Origin of the sequence: Fibrobacter sp. UWR3 (genome assembly GCF_900143055.1) — a bacterium.
Lineage (GTDB): Bacteria > Fibrobacterota > Fibrobacteria > Fibrobacterales > Fibrobacteraceae > Fibrobacter.
Window position 1 is genome coordinate 43492 of sequence record NZ_FRCW01000001.1, and the last position, 25410, is coordinate 68901.

At 56.9% G+C, this 25410-nt stretch carries 20 protein-coding genes; 13 read left to right on the forward strand and 7 right to left on the reverse strand.

Features of this window, described 5'->3' with window-relative positions; translation table 11 throughout:
* Positions 1–34 precede the first annotated feature (34 nt).
* The 5 genes from secA (at position 35) to BUA44_RS00320 (ending at position 7529) form a co-directional block, all read left to right on the forward strand.
* Positions 35–2998, forward strand: coding sequence for a preprotein translocase subunit SecA (gene secA / locus BUA44_RS00300; protein WP_072807589.1), 2964 nt, complete (start codon positions 35–37; stop codon positions 2996–2998).
* 79 nt (positions 2999–3077) lie between these two features.
* Positions 3078–3710, forward strand: a complete 633-nt coding sequence (tmk, locus tag BUA44_RS00305; RefSeq protein WP_255370405.1) for a dTMP kinase — start codon at positions 3078–3080, stop codon at positions 3708–3710.
* A gap of 57 nt (positions 3711–3767) precedes the next feature.
* Positions 3768–4934, forward strand: coding sequence for a ribose-phosphate diphosphokinase (locus BUA44_RS00310; RefSeq protein ID WP_072807590.1), 1167 nt, complete (start codon positions 3768–3770; stop codon positions 4932–4934).
* A 48-nt stretch (positions 4935–4982) separates the two neighbouring features.
* Positions 4983–6545 (forward strand): phosphomannomutase, encoded by a 1563-nt coding sequence (locus BUA44_RS00315; protein ID WP_072807591.1) that lies wholly within the window; start codon positions 4983–4985, stop codon positions 6543–6545.
* 36 nt (positions 6546–6581) lie between these two features.
* Positions 6582–7529: a PorV/PorQ family protein gene (locus tag BUA44_RS00320; protein ID WP_072807592.1), complete on the forward strand. Its 948-nt coding sequence runs from the start codon at positions 6582–6584 to the stop codon at positions 7527–7529.
* 8 nt (positions 7530–7537) lie between these two features.
* Here the strand turns inward: BUA44_RS00320 and BUA44_RS00325 are convergent, their stop codons facing one another.
* A complete protein-coding gene (locus BUA44_RS00325) occupies positions 7538–8488 on the reverse strand; it encodes a sigma 54-interacting transcriptional regulator (RefSeq protein ID WP_072807593.1) in 951 nt (316 codons plus the stop codon).
* A 283-nt stretch (positions 8489–8771) separates the two neighbouring features.
* Between BUA44_RS00325 and BUA44_RS00330 the strand changes: the two genes are divergently transcribed.
* From BUA44_RS00330 to BUA44_RS00335, 3 genes are all read left to right on the forward strand, one after another.
* Positions 8772–10094 carry an aspartate kinase gene (locus BUA44_RS00330; protein WP_072807953.1) on the forward strand — a complete coding sequence of 441 codons (1323 nt, stop codon included), beginning with the start codon at positions 8772–8774 and terminating at the stop codon, positions 10092–10094.
* Between the two features lie 153 nt (positions 10095–10247).
* The gene (locus tag BUA44_RS15155; RefSeq protein ID WP_143151793.1) at positions 10248–10499 is read left to right on the forward strand and encodes a hypothetical protein; all 252 of its coding nucleotides are present in this window, start codon (positions 10248–10250) and stop codon (positions 10497–10499) included.
* A gap of 8 nt (positions 10500–10507) precedes the next feature.
* Positions 10508–11299 carry a hypothetical protein gene (locus tag BUA44_RS00335; protein ID WP_072807594.1) on the forward strand — a complete coding sequence of 264 codons (792 nt, stop codon included), beginning with the start codon at positions 10508–10510 and terminating at the stop codon, positions 11297–11299.
* A 154-nt stretch (positions 11300–11453) separates the two neighbouring features.
* Here BUA44_RS00335 and BUA44_RS00340 read toward each other — a convergent pair whose 3' ends face one another.
* Both BUA44_RS00340 and BUA44_RS00345 read right to left on the reverse strand, forming a co-directional pair.
* Positions 11454–12614: a DUF4434 domain-containing protein gene (locus tag BUA44_RS00340; RefSeq protein WP_072807595.1), complete on the reverse strand. Its 1161-nt coding sequence runs from the start codon at positions 12612–12614 to the stop codon at positions 11454–11456.
* A 54-nt stretch (positions 12615–12668) separates the two neighbouring features.
* The gene (locus tag BUA44_RS00345; protein ID WP_072807596.1) at positions 12669–14417 is read right to left on the reverse strand and encodes a 1-deoxy-D-xylulose-5-phosphate synthase; all 1749 of its coding nucleotides are present in this window, start codon (positions 14415–14417) and stop codon (positions 12669–12671) included.
* A 123-nt stretch (positions 14418–14540) separates the two neighbouring features.
* Between BUA44_RS00345 and BUA44_RS00350 the strand changes: the two genes are divergently transcribed.
* A complete protein-coding gene (locus BUA44_RS00350) occupies positions 14541–15167 on the forward strand; it encodes a fibrobacter succinogenes major paralogous domain-containing protein (RefSeq protein WP_072807597.1) in 627 nt (208 codons plus the stop codon).
* Here the strand turns inward: BUA44_RS00350 and BUA44_RS00355 are convergent.
* From BUA44_RS00355 to dnaN, 4 genes are all read right to left on the reverse strand, one after another.
* On the reverse strand, positions 15158–15967 hold the full coding sequence (locus tag BUA44_RS00355; protein ID WP_143151794.1) for a hypothetical protein: 810 nt from the start codon (positions 15965–15967) through the stop codon (positions 15158–15160). The genes BUA44_RS00350 and BUA44_RS00355 overlap by 10 nt on opposite strands.
* 88 nt (positions 15968–16055) lie before the next feature.
* On the reverse strand, positions 16056–17426 hold the full coding sequence (locus BUA44_RS00360; protein ID WP_072807599.1) for an anaerobic C4-dicarboxylate transporter: 1371 nt from the start codon (positions 17424–17426) through the stop codon (positions 16056–16058).
* Between the two features lie 146 nt (positions 17427–17572).
* Complete coding sequence (locus tag BUA44_RS15160) at positions 17573–18223, reverse strand: hypothetical protein (protein WP_143151795.1); 651 nt, start codon at positions 18221–18223, stop codon at positions 17573–17575.
* A 163-nt stretch (positions 18224–18386) separates the two neighbouring features.
* Entirely contained in the window at positions 18387–19508 is a 1122-nt protein-coding gene (gene dnaN, locus BUA44_RS00370; RefSeq protein ID WP_072807601.1) for a DNA polymerase III subunit beta, read from the reverse strand.
* A 222-nt stretch (positions 19509–19730) separates the two neighbouring features.
* On the opposite strand from dnaN, the gene BUA44_RS00375 reads away from it, so the two are divergent.
* The 4 genes from BUA44_RS00375 to BUA44_RS15835 all read left to right on the forward strand — a co-directional run bounded on the left by BUA44_RS00375 (position 19731) and on the right by BUA44_RS15835 (position 25313).
* On the forward strand, positions 19731–19997 hold the full coding sequence (locus tag BUA44_RS00375; RefSeq protein WP_072807602.1) for a hypothetical protein: 267 nt from the start codon (positions 19731–19733) through the stop codon (positions 19995–19997).
* 3 nt (positions 19998–20000) lie between these two features.
* Positions 20001–20831: a M23 family metallopeptidase gene (locus BUA44_RS00380; protein WP_072807603.1), complete on the forward strand. Its 831-nt coding sequence runs from the start codon at positions 20001–20003 to the stop codon at positions 20829–20831.
* A 163-nt stretch (positions 20832–20994) separates the two neighbouring features.
* On the forward strand, positions 20995–21987 hold the full coding sequence (locus BUA44_RS00385; RefSeq protein WP_072807604.1) for an HAD family hydrolase: 993 nt from the start codon (positions 20995–20997) through the stop codon (positions 21985–21987).
* 248 nt (positions 21988–22235) lie between these two features.
* The gene (locus tag BUA44_RS15835) at positions 22236–25313 is read left to right on the forward strand and encodes an Rne/Rng family ribonuclease (RefSeq protein ID WP_255370406.1); all 3078 of its coding nucleotides are present in this window, start codon (positions 22236–22238) and stop codon (positions 25311–25313) included.
* The last annotated feature ends 97 nt before the right edge of the window (positions 25314–25410 follow it).

Sequence of the window (25410 nt, forward strand, 5' to 3'; positions counted from 1 at the left end):
GCGGGTACGCCTTCGGCCGTTATAAAGGAACGTTATGAGCATAGTAGATACTGTCCTCCACAAGGTTTTCGGAACTCCGCACGAACGCAAGGTGAAGCAGCTCCGCCCTGTAATCGAGAAGATTCATGCGGCAAGGCTTGCCCTCGAGGCCCTGGACGATGCGGCCCTTGCCGCGAAGAGCGCGGAATTCCGCGAGAAACTCAAGAACGGCGGCACTCTCGAGGATATCAAGGTCGATGCCTTTGCGGTGTGCCAGGAAGCCTGTGACCGCAGGCTCGGTATCTTCAACATCTTCAAGCCGGAATATGGCTTCGACTTCAGCCGCCTCGGCCCCGAACTGCAGGATGCGGTGAACGACGCGAAGGCGGAACTCGACAGCGGGAAGAACGAATGGGAAGTCTACCTGCCTGCCGCCCTCTACGCGAAGGTGCGCGAGCTCTACCCGGAATCGGTAAAGCCGTTCCGCATGATGCCCTTCGACGTGCAGATGATCGGTGGCCTCGTGCTCCACGAGGGCGCGATTGCCGAAATGGCGACGGGTGAAGGTAAGACCCTCGCTGCCGCCCTCCCGGTGTACCTGAACGGCCTCGGCGGCCACGGCGTGCATGTGGTGACGGTGAACGACTACCTCGCAGGCCGTGACGCGAAGCAGATGGGCCTCGTGTACAAGTTCCTCGGGCTTACGGTGGGCCTTATCGTGAACGGGCTCGACCCGGAAACGCGCCGCACGAGCTACAACAGCGACGTGACCTACGGTACCAACAACGAGTTCGGCTTTGACTACCTGCGCGACAACATGGCGGTCGACCCCTCGCAGCTGGTGCAGCGCGAGCTCAACTTCTGCATCGTGGACGAAGTGGACTCCATCTTGATTGACGAGGCGCGTACCCCGCTTATCATCAGCGGCCCTGCCGAGGATGCGACCGACAAGTACTCGAAGGCGAACGAGATTGCCCAGAAACTCATCAAGAACAAGGACTTCGGCGTGGACGAGAAGGACAAGTACATCATGCTCACCGAGAAGGGCGTGAACCACGTGGAAAGCCTCCTCCAGATTACGAACCTCTACGGCGAGCACGCCGACTGGGTGCACTACATTGACCAGGCACTCCGCGCATGGCACCTGTACGAGAAGGACGTGGACTACATCGTGCGCGATGGCGAAATCGTCATCGTGGACGAGAACACGGGCCGCCTCATGGAAGGCCGCCGTTACAGCAACGGCATGCACCAGGCCATCGAGGCGAAGGAAGGCGTGCAGATCCGTCGCGAGAACCAGACGCTTGCGACCATCACGTTCCAGAACTACTTCCGCATGTACAAGAAGCTCTCGGGCATGACGGGTACCGCCGAAACCGAAGCTACGGAATTCATCAAGATTTACAACATGAACACGTGGGTGATTCCCACGAACAAGCCCTGCATCCGCCAGGACCTGCAGGACATGGTGTACAAGAGCGAAGACGCGAAGTGGCGCGCCATCGTGGCAGAAATCAAGGAACGCCACAGCAAGGGCCAGCCGCTCCTCGTGGGTACGGCATCCATCGAGAAGTCCGAGCACCTGCACGGCCTTTTGGAGAAGGAAGGCATTCCGCACGAAGTCTTGAACGCGAAGAACCATGGCCGCGAAGCGGAAATCATCCAGTACGCGGGCTACAAGGACAAGGTGACGATTGCGACCAACATGGCTGGTCGCGGTACCGACATCGCGCTTGGCCCGGGAGTCACGGAACTGGGTGGTCTCCATGTGCTTGGCACGGAACGCCACGAGTCCCGCCGTATCGACAACCAGTTGCGCGGCCGTTCGGGCCGTCAGGGTGACCCGGGTTCGAGCCAGTACTTCCTTAGCCTCGACGACAACCTGATGCGCATTTTCGGTGGCGACAGCGTGAAGAACTTGATGACCCGCTTTGGCGTGGGCGAAGACGAGGTGATTACGCACCCGATCGTTTCCCGCTCCATCCGTGGTGCACAGCGCCGCGTGGAAGGCCAGAGCTTCGATATCCGTAAGCACTTGCTCGACTACGATAACGTGATGAACGAGCAGCGCAAGGTGATTTACGGGCTCCGCCGCCGTATTCTGAACGGCGAGGACATCAGCCAGGAAATCATGGACCGCATCGAGGACGCGTGCGATATCAAGGTCTCTAACTACATCGTGGCGAAGAGTTACCCCGAGGACTGGAACCTCGAGGGCCTGCATACCGACCTGCAGCGCACGCTCGGCATGGAATACCACCTCACGCTCGACGAGGCGATGCACAAGACTCCGGAACAGGTGCTCGACGAGATTATCGGGCTCTGCAAGGCGCGCTACGAGAAGCTCGGCAAGATTATCCCGGAAGCCGACTTCCGCAACATCGAGCGCCGCTTCCTGCTCATGACGATTGACCAGGTGTGGAAGGAACATTTGTATGCGATGGACCAGCTGAAGGATGCCATCCGCTTCCACGGTTACGCGCAGAAGGACCCGCTGATGGTCTACAAGAACGAGGGCTTCAAGCTGTTCGAGGGCTGCCTCGAGAAGATTGCGACCCTCACGGCGCTGCGCATCTTGAACATCCGCATTACGCTCCCGAACGGCATGACCGTGTCGCCGGACCAGCTGCAGCTCAAGAGCCAGGAACAGATTGATGCTGAACGCAAGGCCGCCGAAGCCGCGCAGGCACAGGGCGGCTCACCGACCGATAAGGCCGCTGAGCCTGCCGAAGCGGAGCAGCTGAGTGCAGAAGGCGCGAAGGCCGCGGGTCTCGCCGGCCAGGCCGCTACTTCCGAAAGCAACGCCATCTCGGAAGAACAGCAGGGCGCCCAGCCGATGCCGCAGTCCGCCTTGCCGGGCACGCGCCCGACGGTGCGCCGTACCTACACGAACCCCGCCGTGCTCGCCGCCGCAAGGAAGCGCGCCCAGCAGCAGGGCCCGAAGCTCGGGCGTAACGACCCGTGCTGGTGCGGTTCCGGCCTCAAGTACAAGAAGTGCCACGGCAAGGACGTGGAGTAAGGATTAGGGGTGTCATCCTGAGCGAGATGCCGCGAGGCATCTCGTCGAAGGATCCAGTCCAGTGTATTGTTACGGTAGAATGATGCAGACCGCGAAGCGTTTCTTTAGTCTGGAAGGCATCGACGGGTCGGGAAAGACGACCCAGATTGACATGCTTATCGCCGCCCTCACGAAGGAAGGCTATTCCGTCGTGAAGTTGCGCGAACCTGGCGGCGCGAAGATTTCGGAACGCATCCGCGAGATACTGCTTGACCCTGCGTTCAAGGGCGTGATGGGCGACAAGACCGAACTCCTTTTGTACAATGCCGCCCGCGCGCAGGTGATTCACGAGATTATCCAGCCGGCACTCGATGCGGGCAAGGTCGTGATTGCCGACCGCTTTGCGTGGAGCACGTTCGCCTACCAGGGATACGCCCGCGGGCTTGGCGCCGGCATGGTGCAGCAGCTTACGGAACTGACCTGCGGGGGGTGCTTCCCGGAACTCACGGTGGTGCTCGATATCGACGTGCAGCGCGGCCGCGCACGCACCGCGAAGCGGGGCGAGGCACCCGATCGCCTGGAGCAGGAGAAGGCCGACTTTTTCGAACGGGTGCGCCAGGGGTACCTGGCCGCGGCTCGCGAATACCCGGACTGCGTTGCCGCAATCGATGCGGACCGCACTCCCGACGAAGTCTTTGCGGATTTGTTCGCGCTTGTGAAGGCGAGGCTCTGATTAAAAAACTATATTTGCGCTACCCAAAAGGTTCAACTTTAACATCAAGGCGCATTTATGTCAGATCGTTTTATCGTGACCGGCAACTTCACCGATGACCCGTTCGCCATCGACATGGCCCAGTACATCGGCCTCCGTGAAGACATCTCCGACGTGGTCTCCCTGAAGACCTTCGCCAACTCCGAATTCTGCCCCCGCTACATGCTGGATGTGGACGACATGGAGCATATCGGCCGTCGCCTCGAGGGCAAGATCGTGTTGATTTGCTCGGTCTCGAACCACGAACGCAGCCGTAACGACTACGCCATGCGCAACTGCATTCTGGCCCGCGCCGCGAAGGACAACGGTGCCGAGCAGGTGGTGCTCGTGGAACCCGACCTGTTCTACAGCGCACAGGACCGTGGCCCGCACCGCATTGGCCCTCTCGAGAAGGACCGCCCGGACATCGACTTGAAGAAGTTCGACGGCCAGGCCTTCACGAGCCTCCTCTACGCCGAACTCCTCAAAAAGTCCGGTGTCGATGCCGTGGTGACGGTGCACAACCACAGCGTCAAGGTGCAGAACCTCTTCAGCGAAATTTTCGAAGGTCACTTCCACAACCTCATCCCGACCGACGTCTACGCCCACTACATCAAGAACAGCAACTTCGTGCAGACGGGCAAGGACGGCAACAACCTGGTGATCGTTTCCCCGGACAAGGGCGCACGCCCGTTCATGAACGCCGTCTACGAGGCGCTCGACCTGCCGGAATGCAAGCGCGTGGTGATGGACAAGGTCCGTACCGGCGAACGTGAAATCAGCATGACCTTCAACCCGGAACTTTCCGACATCAGCATCGAGGAAATCCAGGGCAAGGACGTGATCGTGTTCGACGACATGGTGCGTACGGGTACGACCATCGTGCAGTGCTGCGAGCACATCAAGAAGGGCAACCCGAACCGCGTGTGCTTCGGCGTGACGCACTTCCACACGAGCCCCGAGGCCCGCGAGAAGCTCAACAGCCCGGCCATCGACGAAATCCTCACGACGTCCACCCTCCCGGACATCATGAACCGCGACTGCCAGGGCCGCCTCCGCAAGAAGCTCACCGTGATGAAGCTCGGCAAGTGGATTGCCCGCCACGTGATGCAGATGTACGGTCTGGACGACGGACGCTTCGAGAAGGACTTCTACAAGATCGACATGAGCTCGAAGAACCCGCGTTGGCCGCCTGTATTTTTCTAGTTTGTTCGCGTCCCGCTAGGCGGGGCGCTTTTTTAAATTGAGGTTTCCATGACCGTTTCGATGCAAGATGTGATGAAACAGTCCGGCGTGGCGTTCGGTACGAGCGGTGCGCGCGGCCTGGTAACTGCCATGACCGACCGCGTGTGCTACGTGTACGCGCGTTCGTTTATCAAGTACTGTGAACAGAGCTACAAGTGCGAGCATACGATTGCGATTGCGGGTGACCTGCGCCCGAGTACGGAACGCATTCTGAAGGCGCTCGTGAAGGCGGGCGAGGACAGCGCGTGGAAGGTCGTGTACTGCGGCCGCATCCCGAGCCCGGCGATTGCGCTGTACGGCATCGACAAGGCGCTCCCGACCATCATGGTCACGGGTAGCCACATCCCCGCAGACCGTAACGGCATCAAGTTCAACCACCCGCAGGGCGAGATTTCCAAGAAGGATGAGCAGGGAATCGTTTCGCAGTCCGTCGACTTTGACGAGGCGATTTTCGATGCAGGCGGCATGCTGAAGAATGCCCCGGAACTCCCCGCCGTGGAGATGGAAGCGGAAGAGAACTACCTGAAGCGTTACCCCGCGTTCTTCGGCAGCAAGGCTCTCTCGGGCCTCACCATCGGCGTGTACCAGCATTCCGCCGTGGGCCGCGATATCGTGGTGACGGTGCTCGAAAGCCTGGGCGCCACGGTGAAGCCCTTCGCCCGCAGCGAGACGTTTATCCCGGTCGATACGGAAGCTATCCGCAAGGAAGACGAAGACCTTGCCCGCGACTTCGCGCACAAGGACTTCGTCGATGCGATTTTCAGCACGGATGGCGACTCCGACCGCCCGCTTTTGGCAGACGATACCGGCATGTGGCTGCGTGGCGACGTGCTGGGCATCCTCGCTGCCCAGGCGCTTGGCATCAAGCGCATTGCAACTCCGGTGAGTTGCAACACGTCGCTCGAGAAGTCCGGCTCCTTCGAGAAAATTTGCCGTACCCGCATCGGGAGCCCGTACGTGATTGCCGGCATGGAAAGCCTTGTGGACGCCGCGGACAAGGGCGCGTCCGTCGCCGGTTACGAGGCGAACGGCGGGTTCCTGCTGCAGACCGACCTTACGCGTGAATTCGTGGACAGCGATGGCCGCGGCGGCGAGACGCGTGCCACCCGCACGCTGCCCGCACTCCCGACCCGCGATGCGCTCCTCCCGATGATTGCCGTGATGGTGCGCGTGCGCGAGGAACGCATGTGCGTCGTCGACCTGCTCAAGCGCCTCCCCAAGCGCTTCACGCTCAGCGACCGCCTCAAGGAATTCCCGACCGCGACCTCGAAGGCCAAACTTGCCGAAATCCGCGAGCAGAAACTCGGCGAAAAGCTTTTCGGCGCGCTGACCGCGAAGCCGAGCCGCTTCAAGCCCAAGGACGGTTCCGCCCCGGCGCAGTTCCAGGGCAAGATTGTCGCAATCGACGAGACCGACGGCTACCGCATGGAATTCGATTCCGGCGACATTGTGCACCTGCGCCCGAGCGGCAACGCTCCCGAGTTCCGCTGCTACGTGGAAACCGAGGACAAGGTGCGCTCCGCCGAGCTTCTCGCGGCCTGCATGAAAATCATGGAAGGCTGGCGCGGTTAAGACCTGCACAAGTATTTTTTGTATCTTATAACTTGTATGTTGAAGAAACTGCTGATTATCCTCCTGCTCCCGTGCGTGGCCGCCTTTGCCGCCAGCGGTCGCTACTGGAATACCGGGCTTGGCGGTGTTACGATGCAGTTCCTTTCGATGCAGGTGTCGCCGCGCAGTGCAGCTCTTTCTGGTGCGGGCGTCGCCGATGCAAGCCGCATCTCCGAAGTGACGCGCAACCCTCTGGCACTCACGGGTCTGCGCGAATCCGAATTCGGGCTTAACCAGATAATTTTCGGTGATGCGGGTGCAGACAACTTTGTCTCTGTTTATTACGGGCTGCCGCTTTTCGAATCGCTCGCGCTTTCCTTCGGGCTCGAGTACCTCGGGTACGATGACCTGGAGGGCCGTGACGAGGAAGGCATGCTTACCGGGGATTACGGTGCGTATGCGTGGGCATTGCAGGCTGGCGCCGGCAATTACGGCAAGGCCTTTGGCTGGTCGCTTTCTGCACGTTTTGCCTACCAGGCGATTGACGACGAGTCGACCCTCGCCATTCTGGGCGATGCGGGCGTCGTTTACCGCATGCTCAAGTACCTCTCGTTCGGCGCCACCATCACGAACTTCGGCTACGTGACCGACAGCGAGTACAGCGGCGAGCACGAGGCCGCCCCGATGGCACTGCAGGCGGGCGTTACGGGCATCGTTCCCGTGAGTAGCCTCCTCGGGCTCGAGAGCCTCTGGGAAGTTCACGTTTCTGCCGACGCCTACCGCCGCGCCGACATGGACGACCCCGAATGGCGCTTCGGCATGGAAGTCGCCTACCAGGAATTCCTGCTGCTCCGTGCGGGCTATGCGGCGCGCCCGCATACCGAGGACGGCTTCAGCGCGGGCCTCGGGTTCACCTTCGGGCGAATCGTGTTCGACTACGGCTACTCGCCGCGCCCCGCGCTTGGCGACGGCAACCACTATCTCGGCCTGGGCGTAAGGTTCTAGCCCTTATTCTAGCCCGCCTCCGCCATGCTCCCCGCGTGCTTGCGCACCTGGTAGCAGAGGCTCCCCCTGCTTATTCCTAGCTTGCTCGATGCCATGCTCTTGTTCCATTCGCACGAGTCGAGCACGTTCTTGATGACTTCCCACTTGGGGGCGGCCGCGCGCCGCTTGGCCCAGAGTGCGTTTTGCTCGCCCTTTTGCCTTGATTCTTCTTCGTGTACCGATGCCATCGCGAATTCCTCGCACAGGAGTTCCTCGAGCCTTATCCCGTGCGATTCCAGCAGGGCGTAGCGCTGCAGCACGTTTTTCAGCTGCCTCACGTTGCCGGGCCACTTGAACTGCCTGAGGGCGGTAATCTCGCCAATGGTGAGCCTTGTCTTGGGGACCTCGAAATGCGTGCGTCTCGCATGCTCGCATATCCTGTACCACAGGTCGCGTGCGAGCTCCTCGAAGTCGTCGCGCGAGCGCAGGGGAGGGATGACTATCGGGAATACGTTCAGCCTGAAGAACAGGTCTTCGCGGAAACGTTTTTCGAGCACCTCCTTCTTGAGGTTCCTGTTTGTAGCGCAGATGAGCCGGAAGTCGACGTGGATGCAGTGCGAGCCGCCTACGGGCAGTACCGTGCGTTCCTGCAGAATGCGCAGTAGCTTGCTCTGGGCGTCGAGCGGGAGTTCGCCTATCTCGTCGAGGAACAGCGTGCCCCCGTGTGCCGACCGCACGATTCCCTTCTGGTCGGCGTATGCCCCGGTGTAGGCGCCCTTTACGGAGCCCTCGAGCGTGCTTTCGATGAGGTTCTGCGCGAGCGCCCCGCAGTTCAGCGCGATAAACGGGCCGTTCCTCCGCGGGCTCTGCTCGTGTATGTAGCGTGCCGCGACTTCCTTGCCTGCGCCCGATTCCCCCTGGATGAGCACGGGTACGGAGGAGTTCGCCGCGATTTTCATGAGTTCCTTAGGTTGTTTCATGGTGGTCTCCTAACCATAAAACGGTTTCGCGGCGATTTTGAGCCAAGCCCTCCCTGTTTTTTTACATTCGCGTATCAATTTTTACAAAACCTTGCCGCGCACTTGTCAAATTTCTATCTTTGCCCCCGCGCGGCGGTAAAATGCCGTCGCAGACATAGACAACCATATTACCAAAGTGGCTGGCCAGATGGGTAGGCTTGGGCAAGTATCCCGAACGGGATGCTGATCGCGAGGAAAGCGGTTGCGCTCGAAGCCGAGAGGTTTGGTGGCCCGAAAGGAAAAAATGAGTCAAAGAATCGTATGCAAGTTCGGCGGCAGCTCTGTCGCCGATGCCGGCCAGTTCAAGAAGATCAAGGCCATCGTTGAATCCGACAAGAACCGCAAGGTCATCGTCGTTTCCGCCCCCGGCAAGCGCAATCCTAAGGAAACCAAGCTTACCGACCTCCTCTACAGCACCTACGACCTCGCCTCCAAGGGCCTCGACTTTTCGACCCCGTGGAACCTGATCCGTCAGCGCTACGACGAAATCTGCAAGGACCTCGGTCTCGAAGACAAGCTGACCGAAGACCTCGACAGCCTCGAGGACAAGCTGAAGAACCACCCCGAATCCGTCAGCACCGACTTCCTCGTGAGCCGTGGCGAATTCCTGTGCGCCCGCCTCATGGCCAAGTACCTGGGCGCAAACTTCGTGGATACCTTTCCGCTGATTACCTTCGATGACAAGTACCGCATTGTCCCGAAGACCTACGAAGACATCGCGAAGGCCCTCTCCGACGAGAACCAGCTTTACGTGCTGCCGGGCTTCTACGGCGCAAACCTCCGTGGCGAAGTCAAGACCTTCAGCCGTGGCGGTTCCGACATTACGGGCGCCATCCTCGCTAACGGCATCGATGCCGCCAAGTACGAGAACTGGACCGACGTCTCGGGCATGCTCATGGCTGACCCGCGCATTGTGGAAAATCCGCTGCCCATTGAATACGTGAGCTACCGCGAAATCCGCGAACTCGCTTATTCCGGCGCTTCCGTGCTTCACGACGAATCTATCGCTCCGTGCCGCGCCAAGAAGATTCCTATCAATATCCGCAACACGAACCGCCCCGAAGACGCGGGCACCATCATCGGCCCCACTCCGGAAGAAGCGAAGCTCCCGATTACGGGTGTCGCCGGCCGCAAGGGCTTCTCGATGATCTACATCGAAAAGTCCATGATGAACAAGGAAGTCGGTTTCGGTCGCCGCGTGCTCGCCGTGCTCGAAAGCGAAGGCCTCTCCTACGAACTGTGCCCGAGCGCCATCGACTCCATGAGCATCGTGGTGGATAGCAAGGCCCTCGACGCCGTGCAGGACGTGGTCCTCGAAGACATCACGCAGCAGATGCGCCCCGACCGTATCAAGGTCTTCCCGGGCATCTCGCTCATCGCGACTGTCGGTCACGGCATGACGAACAAGATCGGTGTGGCTGCAAAGCTCTTCACCGCTCTCGCCGACAACAAGGTAAACGTCCGCATCATCGACCAGGGTTCTTCGCAGATCAACATCATCACCGGTGTTGACGAAGCCGATACCGAGAAGGCCATCAAGGCCATCTACGGCGCATTCGTGAAATAAAGGTCCCTGAGCCTGCCGAAGGGCCTTTGCGAACGTCATCCTGAGCGGAGGCGCATAGCGCCGAAGTCGAAGGATCCAGACCCGCATTAAACCGCCCCCGACTATCACGGCCGGGGGTGTTTTTTATATATATTACAATCGGAGGTACAAACCATGTCACATTGTCGTTTTTGCGGTTCATCCAGTCACGGGAGCGGTTGCTCCTACAGCCCCACCGGCAAGCATGTCCATATCGCGGACTCTTCGAGTTGCATCTACTGCGGCTCGTCCAGTTATGGCTCGTGCAGCTATAGCCCCACCGGCAATCACAAGCATGGTCACGGTAACGACAAGTGCGCCTACTGCGGCTCGACTAGTTATGGCTCCGGCTGTAGTTATAGCCCGACAGGGAAACACGAGCATTAGGACTTGTGATGAACCTTGACTTGCTTAGAGTTTTCGGCATCCTGATTGCCGTGCACGAGTTAAATAGACTCATGAGGCTCTTGTTGCAGGTTACTATGGTGGGGTTTGAAGAGGGCGAGTCCTTTACGGATATTGCTCCGATGATTCTCGCAAGTGTCGCCATTATTCTCGTGGGGATAATCGTGTTCGCAAAAAAGAGCGCGAAACTCCTGAGAGTCTTTTCCGCAATCATGATAATAGTGAGTATTGTTGGCGGTATAAACTTCGCGCGCGTGTATTTGGGCCTTCAATATTCGCCGGGTGTCGGGTTCCTGCTGCAAAGGCTGGCCGACCACTTTATAAACATGTTTATGGTAGTCTATTTCGTTTCGTTGTTTATGGGGAACATGAAGACTCAGGAAGGGAGCCACGTGAATCTGAGCCTGCTCCGGTTCTGCGCCGTAGTATTCTTGGTAGACGGGTTTGGCTTCTTGGTACATATCGGGTACGACCATTCCGTGCCTGTCGTAATCATGACTGCGGCTTCGATTGCGGCGGGCATTGTTGCCCTTGCCAAGAATAACACGCTGGTCCTGAAGGCCTTTGCGGTATGTTCAATTCTCTGGCTCCTGTGGACTCACATTGAATTTGTCCGTATAAACATGTTTGGCGCGTATTACGTTGCCAATGCTATCGTGAGCATAGTTTTCAGTGCGCACCTTGTGGTGTGCATCGCAACGTTCTTTATAGATGTAGAAGAAAGCAAGTTCTACCTCCAGAAACTGAAGGCGCTTTTCTTCAAGTGGAAGAATCTTACCTGATTTATTCCGATTTGTTACGTTAGACAATTTTGCTATAGTGCATTTTATGCGCTATAATTCTCTAAATGTGTAAAAAAATACAAGATTTAGAGCGTTATAAGCACTTTTTAGCGTTATAATTCTCTAAATATGTATTTTTTCTGAATTCTAAACTTTACCGCTTCTTCACGGTCCTGACGGCGGGGCTTATTTTCTTTTCGTCGGTGCCGAGGTAGCGGCCCTGCATGTCGAACATGCGGGCGTTGGCTGCGCGTCGGGTTTCGTAATATTCGCGTGGTATCGCAATGCCGGTTGTGGAATCGGGTGACGCAGGCTCCATGCTCGATTCCAGATTCCACTTCTCGAGGGAATCGAGTCCCGCGTTCCCGAGCACGGCCAAGTCATAGCCGATGACCTTCAAAGCCCCCGCGGCGTAAGCGGTGTCGAGCTGTTCCGAAATTCTTGCACTGTCTGCGAGTGCGTGCGAGTCGTCGGTGCGGAACAGTTCCAGGTCTACCCAGAATTCAATCCCGTATTGCTTGCAGGCGCTTGCAACCGCCCGCTCGTAGTTGCCTACGGTCGCGGTTTCAGCATGGTGCTTGCCTGCGTCGCTCGCGCCTACGCCATCCTGCACGGCGATTACGTCGGGCTTGAATCCTGTGGAAAAAAGTTTCTCGAAAAACGATTGCAGCTTTGCGGGCGATTCTAGATTCTGGTTGTAGAAGGGTGCGGCCATCACCTTCCAGCCCTTAGCCTGTGCGGCTTCGGTGACCGGTTTCAAGAAGTGCTTCGTAAGCATTTCCGGCGTCGCGTCATCGCGCAGGCCGTCCCAGTAGTAGCGCGCGATCTCTTGCGGGATGTACACGCCCTCGACGACGGTCTCGCTCCCGTACAGCGCATAAATTTCTTCGAGCACCTTCAGGTTGCGTGCAGACAAAGTATCGAGCTGCTCGGCGGTCGGTGGCGTGTACCAGTTGTCGCCATTGTAGTAAAGCCCGAGCCAGACCCTGGTCCCGGTGGCCTTCGCCGCCTCGATGCTTTTGGGAAAAAGTTCGTTGTTCTTGTACTGCGTGTTCTGCAAAAAGTCCAGTTGCGAGGGGTAGTACAAGTGTGTCGCTTCGACGGCGGCATACTGCAACACGACCTCGTCCATCCCGAGTGCGTGCAGGCGCTGGTGCATGTGCGTGATGGAATCTTGCGGGTAGTAGGCGGTGGACCAGCCCGCATCGAAAACACCCGCGAACCCCACGGCATGGGCGGTACCGGCAAGCGGCCCGACAGCTCCGCACAAGAGCGCGGGAAGCATGAGTCGGAATATGTGCTGCGAGATGGACATACCCGAAATATATACTTATTTCGGGCGAAAGGCACGATTCTCGTATCGGTGACGTTATTCCAGCGCGGCCATCACGTCTTCCACAATCTGCTTGGGCGTGAGGCGGTTCCTTTCCATGAGTTCGCCGTAAGGCACCTTGTCGTAGAATTCCTTCTTGAGGCCTTTTACGAGTACGCGCATGTCGCTGTTGCCGTAGAAGCGGGCGATCTTTTCGCCGAAGCCGCCGTCAATCACACCGTTTTCGAGCGTCACGACTACCTGGTGGTCGGCGCGCAGGCCGTCCAACACTTCGCGGTCCACACCCGTTGCAAATCGCGGGTTGATGATGGTCGCGTCGATTCCCTGCTTGGCGAGTTCTGCTGCGACTTCTTCGGCGAGGGCGTAATAGCTGCCGAGACCGATAAGGGCGACCTTGCTTCCGCGCTTGTCAACCTTGAATGTGTTGAGCTTGGAGTAATCAGTGTCGATTTTTACGCTGCGGTGCGCAACCCCGTTCGGGATGCGGATGGCCATGGGGTGTTCTGTCTGGTCAATGGCGTAGTCCATCATGGCGATTGCCTCTTCCACACAAGTCGGGCAGAGGTAAACCAGGTTCGGGATGTTGCTCATCATCGGGATGTCGAAAATGCAGAGGTGCGTGGTGTCGTTCATACCGTCGGCGCCGGACATGGTAATGAGCAGTGTGGCCGGATTGTTGTTCGCGCACAAATCCTGCGAGAGCTGGTCGTAGGTGCGCTGGATAAACGTGCTGTGTGTGCTGTACACGGGCTTTGCGCCGCCCTTCGCGAGTCCGGAGGCGAGTGCGACGGCGTGCTCTTCAGCGATGCCCACGTCAATGAATTGCTTGCCCGCCGCTTTACGCTGCTCGGCAAAGAACCCGATGCCTGCGGGCACGGCGGAATGGATTACGACGATTTTCGGGTCGGCCTTGATTTTTTTCATCAGGTAGTCGCCGAGGATTGCACCGTAAGATTCGCCGCTGCCCCAGTCCACCACGCCGGTCGGGATGTCGAAGGGAGCCGCCCAGTGGAAGCCTTCCTTCGCGTTTTCGGCGAAGCTGTAGCCCTTGCCCTTGAGCGTGTGGATGTGCACCACCACGGGCTTTGTGGAATCTTTCACCTGCTTGAATGCCGCGATAAGCGATTCGATGTCGTTACCTTGTTCTACATACAGGTAGTCAAAGCCGAGGCTCTTGAAATAGTTGTTTTCGCTCTTGCCCTGGGTGGCGCGGAGTTCCGCGAGGCTCCCGTAAAGCCCGCCGTGGTTTTCGGCGATGGACATTTCGTTGTCGTTTACGACCACGATAAAGTTGGTCGCGTATTCACCGGCGTTGTCGAGGCCTTCGAATGCTTCACCGCCGCTTAGGGAACCGTCACCGATGACGGCGATGACGTTGCCCTTTTCGCCCTTGATATCGCGGGCGGTTGCAAGCCCGAGCGCAAGGCTCACCGAGGTTGAAGTGTGGCCAATCATGAACTGGTCGTGTTCGCTTTCGCAAGGTTCGGTGTAACCTGTGACGCTCCAGTACTTTTCCGGATTCAGGAACGCTTCGGCGCGGCCTGTCAAAATCTTGTGCGTGTAGCTCTGGTGGCTAACATCGTAGACAATCTTGTCCTTGGGCGATTCAAATACATAGTGCAATGCGATGGTCGGTTCCATGAATCCAAGGTTCGGGCCCAGGTGTCCGCCACATTTTGAAATTTTGTTCAAAAGCGCCGTGCGAATCTCGCCGGCCAGCGCCTTCAGGCTTTCCGCGTCCATCTTCTTCACATCTCTCGGGGATGCAATCTTTTCAATTAACATAGGGTACCGTCTTAAAGTTGTTCTAAAGTAAATATACAACCTGCTGCGCTTTTTATTCTTCCCGAAAACACTTTTTCTGGTTCTTACAGGAAACAGGCGATATCATTTATTATTTTTTCTCCTATGCGTCGCGTTTTATCATTGCTCGCTGGGCTTTTCCTTGCTGTGCTCTTTGTTGCCTGCTCCGAGTCGTTCACCGACCCGCGCGATGGCCAGAGCTACGACGTAGTAAAGATTGGTGGCCTCACCTGGTTTGCGGAGAACCTGAATTTCGTGACCGAGGGGAGCGTGTGCCCCGAGGGCGACAACCGCAACTGCGATAAGTACGGAAGGCTCTATACTTGGGACGATGCGAGCACGGCGTGCCCCGGAGGCTGGCATCTCCCGGACAGCGCGGACTTTGCATCGCTTATTACGGAGGCGGGCGGCGCGGATTTTGCGAGCGGCATGGCAGTCGCGGGCGAAAAACTAAAGTCCACCGGCGGGTGGTTCAAGAAGGGGAACGGTACCGACGCGTTCGGCTTTAACGTGCTCCCCGCAGGTTATCGCGGCGCCGTTTATGAAGGCGAGTGCGGCGCACTTGCCGGCGGTACATACGACGGTATCGGCGGTTACGCCTATTTCTGGAGTGCGACCGCCACGCCCGACGATCTCGCGTATTACCTGTTCCTTGATTTCAGCAGCAAGGCCGCAAGCATGAACGCCTTCCCCAAGGGGGACTTCCGTTCCGTGCGCTGTGTTTACAGGTAGAGGCTTATGCCACCGGTAACACCTACGTTGTCGTGCCAATCGGAAGTGCCTATATAAGTGAAGACTCCGCCTACGCTGAATTCGAGCCAGCGGTTGAGTCTGTAGCCTGCAGTGAGATACCCTGTCGCAATGCCAGGGGTGTCCAGATGAATGCCCTCGATTTCGGAATTCGGACCGTAGGAACTTACGCTCAGGTTGAAGAATAGCTTGTCGAAATAGAACCCGGCGTATAGTCCCGCAAAAAAGCTTGCATTAAAACGGGAAGTGTGGTCGCCGATAGTCTTGCACTCGCCGTCATCATCTCCGCAGTCTTCGCCCGTCTCTCCCCAGTATTCTAGGTCGCTGTATTGGCTGTATGTCCCGATGAACGTGCCGAATTCAAAGTGCGTGAAGTTTGCGCCCATCGTGAGGTGCGAAAAGAGGCCGTCCTTGTAACCGAGGCCACCTCCAACCACGAAACTCTTGCCTTTATAGAGGTAGTCGATTTTTCCGCTGAAGTCGAGGCCGCCCATCTCGTACGCGGCATCCTTGAACTTTATCTCTTTTTCAAAAAGCCTATCGAAATCTGCGGTTTCATATATGTCTTCGGAGATGTCCACGTTCTTTTCTGCATTGTAGTTGACCTTCGCCGTGAATCTCCACGATGAGGAATTGGGTGCCTGCTGGGTGTTTGCGCCATGTACTTCCGGTGCCTCGGATGCCGTCATCCGGAACTTGTGTATTTGCGTCGTGACGCACCCCGTGGTAAGCAGGGCTGTCAATGCGTAAATGACTAGTGCTGTTGTTCGTGCGAATTTCATGCGCATAAGGTAAGAAATTGCCTCTGCACGGTCAATAATGCAGGCTAATCTTTACGATAGGCGGCAAATTGCACGGATAAAGCGGGCTCTAGTAGAACAGCTTCACGAGCAGTGTACCCACGATGGTCGAGACGATGACGCTCACGAGGCCCGGCCGCATAAAGCTATGGTTCAACAGGTACTTGCCGATGACGGTTGTGCCCGAGCGGTCGAAGTTCACGGTCGCAATGTCCGAGGGGTAGTTCGGGATAAAGAAATACCCGTACACGCTCGGTAACACGCCTAGGAGCACAGGACCTTCGATGCCGAGGCTATAGGCGAGCGGGAGCATGGCGACCACCACCGCGCCCTGCGAGTTGATGAGCACACTCACCGCGAAGAACGCAAACGCGATGGCCCACGGGTAATGCTGCACGATGTCCTTGAGGCCGCCCTGCATCACGTCCATGTAGTTCGCGAAGTAGGTATCGGCAAGCCAGGCAATCCCGTAAATCGCGACGACGGCGACCATGCCGCTCTGCCACACGGCGCCCGCCACGGCCTTCTTGGGACTCGCCTTGCAGCAGATAATCATGAACGCCGCGGCCGTTATCATCACAATTTGGATGATGATGTTCATGGCGAGCGGCTTCATTTGCGCCACGCCGTCAATTACTTTACCTGTAGGGAACTTGGGGCGAATGTCGTGGCCCGCAATCTGCATAATGGAGAAGAATACGATGACGGCGAGAGCACCGAGGAAAATGAACACGGCGCGCTTCGCTTCCTTGGAGACTTCCTTGTCGAGCACGGAAGCGGTATTCCCGTACATGTATTCCTTCATCTGCGGGTCCTTGAGGCGGGCCTGGAATGCGGGGTCCTTGTCGAGGTCGAGCCCGCGCCTGTACGAAACGAGCGCTGCGGCCATGAGCCCGCAGAGGCACGCGGGGATAGTAATCGCGATGACCTGCAGGTTGTTGATGTTGAACCCGTTCGCGTTCGAGATAATCACGAACGAGGCGACGGCAGCTGCAATGGGCGAGCAGGTGATACCGACCTGCGATGCGACGGAGGCCACGCCGCAGGGGCGTTCCGGGCGGATTCCCTTCTTGAGCGAGATATCGCAGATAATCGGCATGAGGGTGTAAACCACGTGGCCGGTACCCACGAGCACCGTGAGGAAGAACGTGCAGAGCGGGGCGAGAATCGTGATGTGGTTCGGATGCTTGCGCAACAGGCGCTCCGCAACCTGGATCAGCCAATCCATGCCGCCCGATGCCTGCAATATGCCTGCGCAGGTCACCGCCGCGATGATGATGTAGATAACGTCGGTAGGCGGCTTGCCGGGCTGCAGGCCGAAGCCGAGTACGAGGATGGCAAGGCCGATTCCCGAAATGGCACCGAGGGCAAGGCTCCCGTAACGGGAACCCACGTAGAGTGCGAGAAGCACAACCAGGAGTTGGATTATCATTAACGTCATATTTTTAAAATAATCTTTTTCTTGGAAAAAGGGTTGACATTTTTGATAATTCTCCGTAAAAACAGGTCGGCAGTGTAGCCGCCGGTGAAAAAAAAGACCCCGCTAGGCGGAGTTTTTTAATTTGTAAAGAAAAAGCCGTGATGCATTCAGTAATGGATAATGTATTTATTCTTGCCGTTGTTAAAGCGTCCGCTAGCGTCACGGTTGTAGATTTTTGTCGGTTCGAATTTTTTTGTGTGTGCGGGGGGAAGTATTTTGGTTTGCTGTTGAGGAATGACCGTGTATTCGCCGATAGCTTCTATTTTAGGATCAATATCGCATTTGTAATATTCATCCCAAATTTCATAATATAGAACGGAATAGTTTTTTATATATATTGTATCACCTATATTTAGATTTAATTCACATGGATAAATAATTCTCGAATCGGCTTTTTTTGACATTGGAGACTCAATTTCGTAAGATAAGGTTACATTTTCTAGCCAAGCTGCACATCCCCAACTTTCTTCTGATGCGCTGTTATTATATAGAGGATTGTTTTGATAATGGACTGTTACACTGGAACAATAGGGTACTCCGTGTCTTATGCATTCCGACAAAAATTGAGCCTCTGCTGTTGAGTCTACAATTCCAGAAATGTTTATAGTGTGTTTTAGGCTGGGAAATGCCGAAGAATCGGCTCCGTCAAATGAATCCTCTGCCACTTGTTGCATTCCTGGAACATAAAAAAAAGAGCATTTTCCCGCAAAAACGTTGCTACAAGCAATAAAAGCAATGATAATGAGTAAGGAACGCATACCTGTAATATATATTTATTTTAAATGAAAAACAAAAATTGTTTTTTTTGAAAAAAAGATGTAAACTTGTAAAACTTGTAGGCAAAACAAATATAAAATAAAAAAGACCCCGCCGGGCGGAGTCTTTTAATTTGTTTGTAACGCGTGGCTTAAAGCGCGATTATTAGTCGTCGTTCAGGTGCGTCGGCATCAGGAGGAAGCTGAACCCGAGATTGTCGCCTACCGGTTCAATGATGCAGGCGCCGATGGGGTTGTTCATCTTCATGATGGTCTCTTCGCTCTTGCACATGCTGAAGATTTCGGAGAGGTAGCGACCGTCGAACCCGATGCTGAAGTTGCCTTCGCCGTTGTGCGTCACTGCGAGTGCTTCGCGGGAATCGCCACCGACATCCGGGTCGCTTGCGCTGAGTTCCATGTTGTTGCCGTCAATCTGCAGGCGCACCTTGTGGGTACGCACGTTCGCCATGGCAATCACGCTGCGCATCTTGTTCTGGAATTCAACCGTGTTCATCTGCACGGTGCGTTCGAAGTTCTGCGGAATCACCGCACGGTAGTTGGGGTACGGTCCTTCGAAGAGCTTCGAGATAACCTGGGTGGAACCGGTGTTGAAGAGGATGTGCGTTGCAGACGTACGGACCTCGACTGTAGCATCGGGCTTCACCATGTGGAGGATAAGCTGGAGGGCCTTCTTCGGGATGATGGCGCCGTTCGTGAGGTTCGCGCCTTCCTGTTCGATGGAGGCACGGCCCAGACGGTGACCGTCGGTCGCAATCATGGAAATCACGCCGTCCTTGGCTTCAAGATAGACGCCGTTCAGGTTGAGGCGGATAGTGTCGGTCGAGCAGGCGAAGGTCGTCTTTTCGGCGAGGAAAGCGAGTTCGCTTGCGGCAAAGTTGAGGGATTCGCCTTCGGAGACTTCGGGGAACGGCGGGAAGTCGCTCGCGTCGATACCGCTGATGGAGGCCTTGCCCTTCGCGCTCCACTGGATGGTGGCGAGGTAATCCTGCACGTCGAAGGTCACATTCGTGATGCTCGGGTCGACGAGGCTCTTCACGAGGTCGAGCAGCTTGCGCGCGTTGATGACCACGGAACCGTCGCGTTCGCCCTGGACTTCGACCTTGACCCTGATACCGAGGTTCAGGTCGGTCGCGCTCACTTCGAGGAAGTTGCCTTCCAGGCGCAGAGCGAAGTTGTTGAGAATCTGGATGGTGGACTTGTTGGGGACTGCGTTGATGGCTGCCTGCAGTACATCCAGGAAAGCGTTCTTTTCGATCACGAACTTCATTGTTTAGGCACCTCTCTGAATAAGCATCGTACCCACGAAGAATACGACCGCAATAATTCCGATAATTACGATAACCCCTTTATTCAGGGCGTTCTTTTTGTTTGGCGTAAAATTTTTGACGTTCTGCTTAGCGCGTCTGCGTTCGCTTCGGCTCATGTTATGTCTCCATTGTTTTTTACAATGAAAAACTACTATTTTTTAAGGCCGAGCGAGGTAAGATTTATGAACGGAACGGCTCTAAACAAGATAAAAAGCAAGGCGCTGGGGGTTGCCGGCACCGCACTGAGCAGGGTTGAACTGGCTACGGAAGAAGGTAGGCTCAAAACCAAGTTCCAGTCCCTCGGCCAAAAGCTCTACAAGGCGGTCCAGGGCGACCTTCTTTCCACCATCAAGGACGACCCGTCGGTGGTGGAACTCATCGGCGACATCGAGGAGACCAAGCGCCGTATCGAAGACCTCGAGACAAAGATTGCCGGAGGGGGCCGCTAGCCCGTGCGCAAGCTCGAAGTCCATGTGTTTACGGAACGGACGTCCGGCAGCAAGAACTTCCGGCTGTCGTTCTGGCGCATACTCCTTGTGCCGGTGGCCATACTGCTCGCGGCAGTCGGGTTTATCCTGTTCTCCCCGACGCAGATTATAGACAACTTAACAACAGACGATATCGTTTCGGTTTACCGCCAGAACAAGGCCATCAAGGAAGAAATCAAGGGTATCCGCGAGACGGTGGACGAATCTATCCTCAAGGCGGAGGAGACGAAACTCCTGCGCGACAGCACCATGAAGCTGAGCGGGCTCGGGTTTACGCTGGACGATGCCCTTGGCGAGGAATCGGTGCCGTTCTCTTCCAGGAAGAGCCTGCGCGAAATCGAGAGCAGCTTCAAGAGGCTCTTGAAGGGAATCGAGGCGGATTCGGCGCTGGCGGCGCGCTTCCCTGTGATTCACCCGCTCAAGAACGGGCACGCTATAAGGAACCGGTTCGAGATGATTCGCGACCCGTTTACCGAGATTGAACTGCCGCACCGCGGGATTGACTACGTGGCCGATGTGGGCGACACGGTGTACGCGACAGGCGCGGGCATCGTGATGGAGGTACGTTCGCACCGCGGATTCGGACTCTCGATGAAGATTAGCCACCTGCCGAAGGTCCGCACATTCTACGCGCACCTGGGGCATGCGCTGGTACGCGAGGGCGACGTGGTGCGCCGTGGCGACCCGATTGCGACCGTCAACGAGAGCGGGCGAGAATCCGGCGTGGGCCTGCATTACGAGATTCGCTTGGACGGCGTGCCCGTGAACCCGGAAGACTACTTTATTACAAAGTAAATGATGATTGATAATTGATGATTGATGATGGATGATTAGGATTCGGGTTACGGGATGTTTATTGATGGATAATGGATGATTGATGATGGATGATTAGGATTCGCGTTACGGGATGTTTATTGCGGGATTGAGAAGTTTATTGCGGGAGGTGTAGAGGTTTATTATGAAACAGGCGCCGTTTGAACAGAATATTATCGCGATGGTGTGGGACTGCGACAAGACCCTCATCAGTTCGTACATGCAGGAGCCTCTGTTTCGCCACTATGGCGTGGACGGTAAAACATTCTGGGCCGAGGTGAATGCGCTCAAGGAACGTTACGGCGCGCAGGGCATTTCGGTGAATTCCGATACAAGCTACCTGAACCATATCCTTACCTACGTGAAGGCGGGGCTCTTCAAGGGGCTTTCGAACAAGCTGTTGCGCGAGTTCGGCAAGGAACTCGTGTTTTACCCGGGGCTCCCGCAGTTCTTTGGCGAAATCAAGAAGCTTGTGGAAGAAGACCCGAAGTACAAGGCGTTCGATATCCGGCTGGAACATTACGTTGTCAGTACCGGGTTTGCGGAGACGATTCGCGGGAGTTCCATCGCGCCCTACGTGGAGGGCATTTTTGGTTGCGAGTTTATCGAGAACCCGCTGCAGCCCGGTTTTTTGGATGCAGCGGGGGACCTGAAATCGGGGGCGTCTGCCGCGGAACTTGGCCTGGTTCCGGCCCGCGAGATTTCGCAGGTCGCCTGCGCGCTCGACAACACGAGCAAGACCCGCTACCTGTTCGAGATAAACAAGGGGAGCAACAAGTATCCCGATTCCATCGACGTGAATTCGGCGATTGCCCGCGAGAGCAGGCGTGTGCCCTTCGAGAACATGGTCTACATTGCGGACGGCCCGAGTGACGTGCCCGCGTTCAGCATATTGAACTACAACGGCGGTTCCACCTTTGCGGTGTACCCGAAGGGCGACGTGAAGGCTTTCCGCCAGGTGGAGGCTCTCCGGCATGCCCAGCGCGTGCAGATGTTCGGCGAGGCGGACTACGTGACGGGTAGCCAGTCGTGGCTGTGGCTGACCGAGAAGGCCCGCGCCATCGCCGACCAGATTGTGGCAAGGAAGCAGGCCGCCATCCGCAACAGCGCCGGTGCCCCGCCGTCTCACTTGACGTGAGCACTCCCACCTAAAGGTGGCCATGTACACTAAGGCCTAACGGCCAAGTGTCCAAAGGTCGCCTACATGACCGATTGATATCGGTCGCTTCGTCTCACGTGACTGCTCGTCTGGTTTAAATATCTTTTATTATATTTATATTACCTTTTACGGCGCTCCGGACCCGGATTGCTGTTTTGGGCGTTTTTCTATAAAGTTTTACCATACTTTTAGGATTGTTAATGACGTATAAGTGCAAACGTGGAATTTTGATTAGTAAGACTCCCTACGAAACGCGCTATGCCATCATGGAAGATGGCGAACTGGCGGAACTCGTGGTCGAGGGGAGTTCTTCGAATCAGGTCCAGGGTAATATTTATAAGGGTGTCGTACAGAAGGTCGTTCCTGCGGCCGGGCTTGCCTATGTAGATGTAGGGCTCGGCCAGGACGGTGTCTTGCGGCAAGAGGATGTCTTTGACGCGAAGGCCGCGCTCGAATGCAGGTTCGATGACGACGATTCGGATGCCTACGGGCAGTCCGCCATAACCGACGTGCTCCACGAGGGCGACGAGATTATGGTGCAGGTCTCGAAGGAGGCCGCGGGAGGCAAGGGCGTGGGGCTCACCATGCGCGTGACGTTCGCGGGTAGCCTGTTGGTCTGCATGCCGGGCACGAACTTCATCGGCGTGTCGAAGCGTGAACGTGATATTGCCCGTCGCCGCGAGGTGAAGGGGATGATCAACCGCCTCAAGGCCGGCGACGTGGGTTACATCGTGCGTACCTCGGGCATGGAAGCGACGGAGGAAGCCCTCCAGCAACAGATGCAGGAACTCGAGGCCCTCTGGAACCGCACCAAGGAAAACTATGCGGGTGCCACCGTCGGTACCTGCGTGTACGAGCAGTCCAATTCCGCGGGCCGCGCTATCGGCGAATACTTCAACGGCAACACCGACTACGTGTACGTGGACAACCGCGACGAGTACTTCTCGCTGCGTGACTACCTGCGCAGCGCCGCTCCCGAGATGCTCGACAAGGTGAAGCTCTGGAGCTCTAGCGAGAGCCTCTTTGAATATTTCAAGATAGAGAACGACTACGCGCGTTCCCTGCAGCGCCAGGTACCGCTCCCGCGTGGCGGAAACCTCGTAATCGAGCAGACCGAGGCGCTCATGTCCATCGACGTGAACACGGGCCCCAAGGTGCACGGCAAGGACCAGGGCAAGATTATCCTCGAAACAAACATCGACGCCTGCCGCGAGATTGCGAAGCAGCTTAGACTCAGGGATGTGGATGGTTTTGTGATTGTGGACTTCATCGACATGGAGACCGACAACGACCGCGAGATTATCTACCAGGAATTTGTGAAGGCCGCCCGCCGCGACAAGGCAATCGTGAAGCCTTCCCCGATTACTCAGTTCGGGCTCATGGAAATTCGCCGCGAACGCGTGCGCGAAGATTCTTACAAGAGCAAGTTCTGCCCGGTGTGCCGTGGCGGTGGCCGCATTGCCACGCTCGAGTCGGCCCTCGGGACAATCGACCGCTGGATGGCGCGTGCCCACTCGAAGGGCGGCCTCAAGCAGGTGACGCTCGTGCTCAGCTCCCCGATGGTGGAGGTGCTGGTGCGTGACCGCGCCCGCATGCTGCACTACCTGGAATACAAGCACGACATGAAGGTCGAACTCGTCGAGGACGACCGCGCCCACGTGAACCAGTTCTGGATGTTCAACGACCAGAAGGAAGACATCACCGAGCTCTACGACTTCGTGGAGTCCGATGCGCCCGCGAAGCCTACGCGCCCCAAGCGCGGCAACATGCGCGGCCGCAACAAGGTGAAACGCGAAATCCTCATCAGCAAGACGCCTTACGAGAAGCGTATTGCCATCATGGAAGACGGCGAGCTTGCCGAACTCGTGGTGGAAAGCGTTTCCTCGACCCGCGTGCTCGGGAATATATACAAGGGCGTGGTGCAGAAGGTATTGCCCGCGCTCAAGGCCGCGTTTATCGATATCGGCATGGAGAAGGCCGGGTTCCTGCACCAGGACGATGCAATGGACCGCAGTGAACTCCTGCGCCGCGAATACGGTGACGACGATGACGAAGATGGCCCGTCCAAGGAAATCTCTATCGACGAGATTCTGAAGGAAGGCCAGGAAATCATGGTGCAGGTGGTGAAGGAACCCATCAGCACGAAGGGCGCACGCCTCACGACGCACCTGAGCTTTGCGGGGCGTTTCCTCGTGTGCATGCCGGGTACCAACTTCATCGGCGTGTCGAAGCGTGAACGCGACCCGGCCAAGCGCCGCGAGTTCAAGAAGGTGGTGCGCCGCCTCAAGGCCCGCGACGTGGGCTACATCGTGCGTACCAACGGCCTCAACGAATCCGAATTCGAAATCCAGAAGCAGATGCGCGAACTCGAGAGCAAGTGGGAACAGACCAAGTTCAACTTCGCGAACCAGCCTGCCGAGACCTGCATCTACGAGGAATCCGATTCCATCGAGCAGACCGTGCGCGAATACTTCGGCGAGAACACCGACTACGTGTATATCGACAACCGCGAGGAATACCTCGCGCTGCGTGACTACCTCAAGGTGCTTTCTCCGGACAAGCTCGACAAGGTGAAGCTCTGGGACAAGAACGAGAGCCTGTTCGAACATTTCAAGATAGAGAACGACTACGCGCGTTCCCTGCAGCGCCGCATTCCGCTCTACAACGGGGCGAACCTCGTGATCGAGCAGACGGAAGCGCTCGTCTCCATCGACGTGAATCTCGGGCGTGCCCGCGGCAAGGACAGGAACAAGCTCGCCCTCGAGACGAACTTGGACGCCTGCCGCGAAATCGCGAAGCAGTTGCGCATGCGCGACGTGGGCGGCCTCATCATCATCAAGTTCATCGAGATGGGCGCGGATTCCGACCGCGATGCCGTGTACCAGGAATTCCGCAAGGCTATCCGCCGCGACAAGGCGCCGATTAGCCCTGCGCAGATTAGCCAGTTCGGCATCATGGAAGTTACCCGCAAGCGCGTGCGCGTGAACCTCATGACCGAGAAGACGGAAATCTGCCCGGTATGCCGTGGCGGTGGCCGCATCGCGACGCTCGAATCCACGATGGGCGAGATTGACCGCTGGATGGCGCGTGCCCGCAACAAGGGCAAGCTCCGCGAAATCAACCTGGTGGTAAGCACCATGATGGTCGACGCGCTGTGTGCAGATTCCCTGCGCCTCTACCGTTACCTGGAAGCGAAGCACGGGATCAAGATAAACCTCGTCGAGGATACCTGCGCCCACGTGAACCAGTTCTGGATGCTCGACCGCAGCAACGAGGACATCACCGAACTCTACGGAAAGGTATAGCGTACCGCGCCCGGCTTGCCGGGCACGCTCGTTTATCGAAGTTCGTTTTAACAAAAACGCCCGCGGATTTATCCGCGGGTTTCTTGTTGCAGAAAGA